We start from the raw sequence: 432 nt of genomic DNA, 5'->3' as shown, positions 1-432 counted from the left end.
ATTACTGGTCCGCTACCTGATATTACCTTCTGAAAAAGGGAGAGAAACTGCCTACCCCGGCCTGACGAAAGGCTCCCAGTGCAATGCTACTGACACTCTGACCAGAGCCCAGGCACAGCGCCCTGATAAGACCCACTTTTTGACCGAGCATTATTATCTGGATCAAAACCATCTGATCTTGAATGCCCAGCTGGCTCAATGGCCTCCTGAGTAGTTCAAGCGTTAAGGGGTATACAACCTAAATAGAACACGAGTTTTGTTTTGCTCATGAATGAAGCCACTCCCCGGAGCGAGCGGCGGGGAATTAGACCCGAAGAGATTAAATTTTTTTCTGCCCCAGATCATTCGGTTCTCGTGTAAAAAACCACACACCCAAACCAATAACCCCACTTAATAGAAAAGACGACGCAACCTTGAGCATCTGCTACCAAA

The 432-nt window shown here is 47.7% G+C and carries 1 protein-coding gene; it reads left to right on the top strand.

Annotation, left to right across the window (positions count from 1 at the left end):
- Positions 1-214: hypothetical protein (locus CWC28_RS22345; protein ID WP_212746820.1), on the top strand; the 214-nt coding region annotated here is incomplete at its 5' end.
- Between the last annotated feature and the right edge of the window lie 218 nt (positions 215-432).

The organism is Pseudoalteromonas sp. S4492 (genome assembly GCF_005886115.1).
In the GTDB taxonomy this organism is placed as follows: Bacteria; Pseudomonadota; Gammaproteobacteria; order Enterobacterales; family Alteromonadaceae; genus Pseudoalteromonas; species Pseudoalteromonas gelatinilytica.
The sequence above is the reverse complement of the archived record's forward strand: the minus strand, read 5'-3'. Positions and strand labels throughout refer to the sequence as shown.